Here is a 6,481-nt window from a genome sequence, read left to right as displayed (position 1 = left end):
ATTGCCTCTATTTTTTTATCGTTCTATCCACAATTTTTAGTAAGGAGGAGTTGTATATCAGAGGCATTGCTTCGGTGAATAGTGGTTTTACACATAATCACGTTCAATCACAAGAAGTCGAAGAGTGGGATGGTTTCTTTCAGCTGTTTTCGCCCTAATATTTAGAATCTTGTCCAGATTCCTAGCATATAATGACTCAAATTGATCTTGGGAGGGGTGAAATTTGAAATCATTAAATAAATATGTGGCTGAATTCATCGGCACGTTCGTGCTTGTTCTGTTCGGTTGCGGAAGCGCAGCCACGGCGGGAGGCGAGCTAGGGTATCTGGGCATCGCAATGGCTTTCGGCCTGTCAATCGTGGCGCTCGCCTATGTGATCGGCCCTATTTCCGGCTGCCACGTTAATCCTGCCGTATCGCTCGTCATGCTCGTCAGCCGGAAGCTTTCTGCCAAAGATTTCTTCGGCTACGTCGTCGCCCAGGTCGCTGGTGCTATCGCCGGTTCGGCGCTGCTGTACGCGATCATCGACTCGACGGGCAAGGCGGTGACAAGCCTCGGGCAGAACGGTTTCGGCGAAGGCTACGGCATCGGCATTACGGCGCTGATGGCTTTTGTGGTGGAGATTGTCTTGACGTTCGTTTTCGTCTACGCCATTCTCGGCGTGACCTCTGAGCCCGGCAACGGCAGAGTCGCCGGGTTGGTCATCGGTTTGACGCTCGCGTTCGTGCATATTCTCGGCATCGGCTTGACGGGAACTTCGGTCAATCCGGCGAGAAGCTTCGGACCGGCGATTCTGCTCGGGGGAGAAGCATGGTCCGAGCTGTGGGTTTTCGTCACAGCTCCGTTCCTTGGGGCACTGCTAGCAGCTGCCGCTTATCGGCTGCTGAACGTTCGCAAAGCCTAGCAATTCGCCTGATAGTTGAAATCAGACAGCGGCAGTCTAGAACTTTGAAGTTTTTATTTCCTCTAAACACGGGCCACAGCCGCGATTCCGGGCTGTGGCTTTTTAATGAGCAGAGAAAAGGGTGCCAAAGCCTGCTACCTATCTTCAATCATTCAGGTCACGGACACTTATCTTTTAACCACAGGCACCCAAAATTCGCCGTAGAACGTGCCGTCGCCGTTATCTTTGCGATAAGTCGCATTGGGGCCACCGATGTAAGCATAGTCAGTGATTTGGGCTAGGACTTCGCCGAAGGCGAGGTAGGTCAGCTGATCGAACAAAGTTTCCTTATCGCCATTTCCTGCGACCACGATGTACTCGCTCCCTGGAAACTCGATGATGCGCGTTGCGTCAGCCACTGATTTACGAGCTTCTACCGCGAAATAATTCCACGGTTTTCCTTGATACACCTCATTGACTGACCATTCACGATCGTCTTTTGCGGCGTCCTTGAGCTTATCAAATCTCCCGTCGGCTCGGAGTCCGCCCCAAAACTCGGCTTTTTCCTTCTGCATGACCGGCATGTCTTGGAAATTGGACTGGATTGAAAAACCATAGGCGGTCAATTCAAATGATTTTTTGTGTTCAAGTGAGTAATCTTCCATGTGAGTGCTAAGAAATTCTTATGAATGCTGGCTCCTGGATGCTGGCAAAAACGCCGATTTGGTCCTTCTGGACACCAACCCCATAGAAAGCGTACAAAATCTTCATGGTATTAACGCTGTGATACGGGCGGGTGCATATCACGCTAATCAAAAGCTAAGCTCAATGAAGGAAAGGCTTGGAACAAAATAGAATCTATGGCCAAAATTATCCGCATGATCACAGAGAATCCTGCAAATTTTATGATATGGAATTTTCAATAGCTTTGTGTTGTTCATTGTTTTCAATTGCCACAGTAAGACGTGGTAAAGGTATACCTAAATTTTTGGCTTCTCTCATAACTTCAAGTACCGCAAAACCTGCTTTACTATTGTTGTATTCGATGAAAAGTCGTGGTAAGCTGCCCTTTGCAAAAATAACCTTCTTAAAAAGCGTACCGAGAATTGCTGGTGGAATCTTAGTTAACAGTAGAGAAATCGTATCAATCTTTGCACCTCTTGCTTTAAGTACAGGGGTAATTTCCCTCATATTCTTACCAACATTTGCGAATGAGTCACTATGATTCATGAGTGCTGGGAAACTTCCCATTTTTAACACCTCGGTCTCCATAGCCGCATTCATGGCAAAGTGATTCCAAAGCCAGTTTTGCATATCCTTTATCCAATTAATTTTAAAATGAGCACTTTCAAATAGTTCTTTGACCTTGTTGTTAATATGTTCAGTGCCTACCCGTGGTTTTTCCAGAAATAGCATTTTCAAAAAGCCGCCTCTAAGCCTATTGTCTGCGATGCCGCCGCCTCCTACTGGGAACCCAAAGACAACATTGTTCATAGACAATGGTGAGATCGATGATTTCAAATCTTGCCAAACGTTATTGAATATGAGAACAGGGGTGTTTCCAGCAGCAGTCGATAGTAATTGTGCTGCTTCTGGAAGTTGTTCCGTGTTGACACTCACAATAATGAGATCATAATTCGGGCTCAACTCCTCATGCAGTTTGACATTCCAGCTTTCTTTTATTAGCTGTTTCCCTCTTCGTGCGTCCCACATTTCAAGCTCTATGCTGCTTCCGAAGGTTTCTTTTTTCCCTTTTCTAACGTAAAACTCAACTGTATGTCCTGCCTTTTCAAAAGCCCAAGCATATTGGGTCGATATTACACCTCTACCGAAGAATAAAATTCTCATATTGCCTCCTAAATATATATATTAATCCTTGTCAATGATCAAACAACGTGTTGTATAATGTAATTGTATAGATTCAGTATACGGCCATCAACCAACAGATTTTTAATATCTGTCGTATAATTGATGAATAGAAAAATGGAGGCAAATAATGAATAAGCAACCTGAAATTACGGACAAAACAAGGCAAACCTTTATAAATGTATTCTGTGATTTATATAGCCAAAAACCAATTGAAAAAATATCCATTCAAGAGATTGCTAACCAATCAGGATATAATCGCAGTACATTTTATCAATACTTTACGGATATCTATGAGTTGTTGGACTGCGTTGAAAAGGGCGTCTTGAAATCCATTAACGAGGAAATGGCAGGCAGAGAGTTTTCTACACATACTTTCCAAGATGCACTTCAATGCTTGGAAAATGCAGAGGAAATTTCAGTTCTTAAAGCCCTCTTGGGCGACTATGGTTCTGTTCATTTTGTTGAACGCCTGAAAAGAGAGATTCCCTTTGAGAGATTGATTGTGGACTTTCCAACAAATGATGTCTTAGCACCATATATAATTGAGTTTTACATATCAACATTAATATCTATGTTTCGCCTTTGGATACGCAACGGCAAAGATCTATCGTCGGAAGAATTGGTGAAGTTGGTAGATAGCCTATTTGCTAATGGGATAACACCATATCATATCTTTGGTTCGGTCAATCCGCGGCGGCCTGATTCCATATTGTATTAATTTGTATTGTTCCAGTTTATAGTATTAGTAACGAGACAAGTAATAGAAGAAGACAAGGATGTAGTGGCACTATTAATGCGTATTACTATTTATCATAGAATTGTTATTACAAGGAGAGTGGTTTAAATGAATGAGTTACTTCAGATGGGAGCAAATACAACTTTAAGTGCCACAAAAGGTAGTGTAACGGTTAGCCATGAAATTTCTACTTCGTTAGATATTTCTTTAACGGCATTCCTTCTAACTGATGCGAACAAGGTGCAAGGAGATAGTGGGATCATATTTTATAATCAACCAGAAAGCTCTTCTGGTGTAGCTACCCTTATTCCATCTGAGATAGTAGGGAATACAAAGGTACATAGAATTAATTTTGACATGAGTAAAGTTCCTGAAGGTATTACTCAAATCGCTGTAACTCTTACAGAGGATAATAGCAAGGGATTTTCAAATGTAAAGAATTTAAAGGCAGAAGTCTCTACCGATAAGACGATTATCCAGTTAACCCCATCTAGTTTTACTAATGAAAATGGAATCGTAGTATTGGAATTATATCTAAGGAATGGTCAGACAAAGGCAAGATCAATCTGGCGTGGATTCGATTCTGGACTTGAAGGGTTATGTAAAAATTACGGTGTTGAAGTTGAATCTGATGACCAAAAAAAGCTTACAGAACCTAAGACTATTCAAGAAAATATATCAAAAGGCCCTGATATGACTGCAATTGTTACTGAAAATAAAAATAGTCAAAATCCGTTGTCACTGATAAACCTTGAAAAGGTAAAGGGTAAGATAAGTCTCGATAAAGGGCAAAAGCCTGTTCTCATTGATAAAACACCAGAGATTACTGCTACTGTATCTTGGGAGACGGGGACTGATTATGATATATATGCACTAGTCTATACAAAGGATGGCAAGCAGATCGATGTAGCTATGTTTGGGGCGGAAGGAGCACCCCCTCTCAGGAGTTTTGGCAATGGATCCGTAGAACATTTGGGGGATGTTGGGAGGAATAGTCTATCTACTAAAACAGAAGTTATAAAATTAAGGTTAAACGACAATATTCTCGCAGTTGTTCCTGTGGTTTATTCAGCCCAGTCCAATGGAACAGGTTCATTCTACAGATACAAGGTGTCTATGAGTATAGATAATCATAATGGAACATCTGTAACGATATCTTCCAAGAATGCAAATAATAATGATGCAGTTTATACCTGTGTGCCCGGAATACTTCATAATAGGCCAGACGGAGTTAGTATAAGTCCATTGGAGCTTTACAGTACACCGAACTCAGAGTATAGACCTAAACTTAGGATGGGGTCCTCAAATACGATAGAAGTTTTAATGGATGAAGGACCCTTAAATGATTATAAGTAAGAGCTGATAGAGCCCAAGCGCCACAAGATGCTTGGGCTTTTGTGCGCTTGGCAGCGCAACGACCAAGGAGTGAAAGTCTCGACCCAAGGAGAGCTCATCGTTCCCAAATTTTTTTAGTAACCCGCGTACAAGACGAGGCTAAGGATAGTGAGCAGTCATATGAATGGATAGTAGCGAAAAAGCTTACAGGAAAAGCCGCAATGGTAAGCGAACCAGCACAATGTTGCTGGTGCAAGCCCCGACTCAAAAGGCGGGTACTTGTGCGAAGCCTGGAACTGGTGTAAAAGGGGTGCTGAGAAATCCGTCATGTACCAGACAGAAGTCGGGGAGCCAAGAAGTGCGAAGAACCGAGGTCGAACATAAGGGTAGACCGTCTGGGGTGAAGTACCAACGAAGAAACCTGAACTACTGCCGTAAGGCTAAGCCGTCGGGTCTTGAAGGGAAGCATAAGCGAGACATGGAGGAAAAGACGAAAAAGGTCAGGCGCTTCCGTGAGGGAGTTGAGAATGGCAAGAAACGCAGATGGTATAGCGAGCAGATTGCCCGAAGAAAACAACTTTCACGCATAAATTAGTTTAACGTAGAGCACCGTAGTATAATTAATGAGTAGATACATACAGGAGAGGAGCCGCTTACTATGGCGCATTCATTAAAAGGTAAAGTATCAATTGTAACCGGTGCGGCAAGAGGGATCGGCAAAGCAACGGCTATTGCATTGGCAAAAGAAGGCGTAAACGTTGGTTTGCTTGCCAGAAATGAAGCTGTTTTAAAGCAAGTTGCCGCTGAACTGGAAGGGCTAGGCGTTAAAGCAACCTATGCAATCGCTGATGTTTCATCCAAAGAACAAGTGGAAGCAGCAGTTGAAGTCATAAAAAGCGAACTGGGTTCCGCTGATATTCTGATCAATAATGCGGGAATTGCGACATTTGGTACGGTGTTGGAGATGAATCCGGAAGAATGGAAGCGCATGATTGATACGAATTTGTTGGGCACATACTATGTAACACGTGCAGTTCTACCGCAGTTGATTGAGAAAAATGGCGGAGATATTATCAATATTTCCTCTACTAATGGATTAGCTGGCGCAGCTACCTCAAGTGCCTACAGCGCATCCAAGTTTGCGGTGATTGGGTTTACGGAATCCCTCGCGCAAGAGGTCCGTCGTAATAATATTCGTGTATCGGCTTTAACGCCAAGTACGGTTGCGACAGATCTGGCGCTTGACTTAAATTTGATTAAAGAAAACGTTGAATCCAAATTTATGCAACCAGAAGACATTGCGGAATTCATTGTAAATCAACTGAAACTAAATCCGCGTATTTATGTGAAAACTGCGAGCTTTATCGCAACAAACCCATATTAAGTGAAAGACTCTTTAGCATGGAAAACTAGAAAACGATGGGGTAACATCGACATTGAACTGGCTCCGTCAAGTAGACAGTATAAATAATAAAAGTTCTTTAAGCGGTCTTTGTCCTGAATTCCACAGGACTAAAACCGCTTAATTTTGCTTATAATCGCTCGTAATTATAAAAATGGATATCGACGTCACGCTTAAGCTCATTATAGTGCTCCTTCGCTTCATCTACCTCCAAAGTGTTAAGCCGAGACGAGACCTTAATCAGGATAGTTCGCCA

At 42.8% G+C, this 6,481-nt stretch carries 7 protein-coding genes; 5 read left to right on the top strand and 2 right to left on the bottom strand.

Annotated elements, in window-relative coordinates; all coding sequences use genetic code 11:
- Nucleotides 1-223: 223 nt before the first annotated feature.
- Nucleotides 224-904, top strand: a complete 681-nt coding sequence (locus tag GC096_RS32635; RefSeq protein ID WP_171636338.1) for an MIP/aquaporin family protein — start codon at nt 224-226, stop codon at nt 902-904.
- A 167-nt stretch (nt 905-1,071) separates the two neighbouring features.
- Here GC096_RS32635 and GC096_RS32630 read toward each other — a convergent pair whose 3' ends face one another.
- On the bottom strand, nt 1,072-1,548 hold the full coding sequence (locus GC096_RS32630) for a GyrI-like domain-containing protein (RefSeq protein WP_171636336.1): 477 nt from the start codon (nt 1,546-1,548) through the stop codon (nt 1,072-1,074).
- A gap of 238 nt (nt 1,549-1,786) precedes the next feature.
- A complete protein-coding gene (locus GC096_RS32625; protein ID WP_171636334.1) occupies nt 1,787-2,731 on the bottom strand; it encodes a ketopantoate reductase family protein in 945 nt (314 codons plus the stop codon).
- A 148-nt stretch (nt 2,732-2,879) separates the two neighbouring features.
- Between GC096_RS32625 and GC096_RS32620 the strand changes: the two genes are divergently transcribed.
- The 4 genes from GC096_RS32620 (at nt 2,880) to GC096_RS32605 (ending at nt 6,207) form a co-directional block, all read left to right on the top strand.
- A complete protein-coding gene (locus GC096_RS32620) occupies nt 2,880-3,470 on the top strand; it encodes a TetR/AcrR family transcriptional regulator (RefSeq protein WP_171636332.1) in 591 nt (196 codons plus the stop codon).
- Between the two features lie 126 nt (nt 3,471-3,596).
- Entirely contained in the window at nt 3,597-4,844 is a 1,248-nt protein-coding gene (locus GC096_RS32615) for a TerD family protein (RefSeq protein WP_171636330.1), read from the top strand.
- Nucleotides 4,845-5,007: 163 nt separating this feature from the next.
- Nucleotides 5,008-5,418 carry a hypothetical protein gene (locus GC096_RS32610; RefSeq protein WP_171636328.1) on the top strand — a complete coding sequence of 137 codons (411 nt, stop codon included), beginning with the start codon at nt 5,008-5,010 and terminating at the stop codon, nt 5,416-5,418.
- Nucleotides 5,419-5,481: 63 nt separating this feature from the next.
- Nucleotides 5,482-6,207, top strand: coding sequence for a 3-ketoacyl-ACP reductase (locus GC096_RS32605; protein ID WP_171636327.1), 726 nt, complete (start codon nt 5,482-5,484; stop codon nt 6,205-6,207).
- Nucleotides 6,208-6,481: the final 274 nt, after the last annotated feature.

Origin of the sequence: Paenibacillus plantarum (assembly GCF_013141695.1) — a bacterium.
GTDB classification, from domain to species: Bacteria; Bacillota; Bacilli; order Paenibacillales; family NBRC-103111; genus Paenibacillus_E; species Paenibacillus_E plantarum.
Note: the sequence above shows the minus strand (reverse complement) of the source record. Positions and strands in the feature narration are given on the sequence as shown.

What these genes read in the sequence shown, in the direction of transcription:
- GC096_RS32630 (WP_171636336.1), bottom strand. Translation starts at nt 1,548, where the DNA reads ATGGAAGATTACTCACTTGAACACAAAAAATCATTTGAATTGACCGCC.
- GC096_RS32625 (WP_171636334.1), bottom strand. Translation starts at nt 2,731, where the DNA reads ATGAGAATTTTATTCTTCGGTAGAGGTGTAATATCGACCCAATATGCT.
- GC096_RS32620 (WP_171636332.1), top strand. Translation starts at nt 2,880, where the DNA reads ATGAATAAGCAACCTGAAATTACGGACAAAACAAGGCAAACCTTTATA.
- GC096_RS32615 (WP_171636330.1), top strand. Translation starts at nt 3,597, where the DNA reads ATGAATGAGTTACTTCAGATGGGAGCAAATACAACTTTAAGTGCCACA.
- GC096_RS32610 (WP_171636328.1), top strand. Translation starts at nt 5,008, where the DNA reads ATGGATAGTAGCGAAAAAGCTTACAGGAAAAGCCGCAATGGTAAGCGA.
- GC096_RS32605 (WP_171636327.1), top strand. Translation starts at nt 5,482, where the DNA reads ATGGCGCATTCATTAAAAGGTAAAGTATCAATTGTAACCGGTGCGGCA.